This is a genomic window from Bacillus hominis (genome assembly GCF_018332515.1).
In the GTDB taxonomy this organism is placed as follows: domain Bacteria; phylum Bacillota; class Bacilli; order Bacillales; family Bacillaceae_G; genus Bacillus_A; species Bacillus_A hominis.
Genome location: NZ_BOQD01000438.1, coordinates 1 through 571 on the forward strand (window position 1 = coordinate 1; position 571 = coordinate 571).

Genomic DNA, 571 nt, shown 5'->3' on the forward strand with positions numbered 1-571 from the left:
CCAAGTAGTTCTTTAATAAAGAAGCCTTCGTTTGCTTTCTCCATATCGGCATCGTAAAACCACCATGAAACGAATAATTGTTTACGAGGTCGTGAGCATGCCACATAGAATAGTCTACGCTCTTCTTCATCTGGGTTCATGTGGTGGGGGAATAGTTCCTCATTCACGTTTGGCACGAATACAATGTCCCATTCTAATCCCTTGGAAGCATGTACCGTCATGATGTTAACAGTATCTTTGCCTTTTGATTTCATTTGCTTGTCCTTGATCTTGCTCACATGCACAAGAAAGGCTGTGATATTCGGAAACTTACTAGCCATTGCACAAAGCTTCTCAATCGCATCTAGTTTCTTTGGTATGGAACAATAATGAGTTTACATACCTATGAATCAACAGTAGATTATTAAATCACGTTACTTCATATTTAAGTAGAGATTATCGATAAAGATACATAGCTTAATTAAACTAATAGTATTAGATTAATTTTAGAGGACAGTTATACAGCTGCTCTCTTTTTATATTCTAAGCTGAAACCAAGAGTTATCAGTGAGAGACACAAAATAAAATTCCG

General features: G+C 36.4%; 1 protein-coding gene. It reads right to left on the minus strand.

All coding sequences use genetic code 11. The annotated features are described in order from the left end of the window. Positions 1-320: 3'-5' exonuclease (locus KI356_RS26150; RefSeq protein WP_238486242.1), on the minus strand; the 320-nt coding region annotated here is incomplete at its 3' end. Between the last annotated feature and the right edge of the window lie 251 nt (positions 321-571).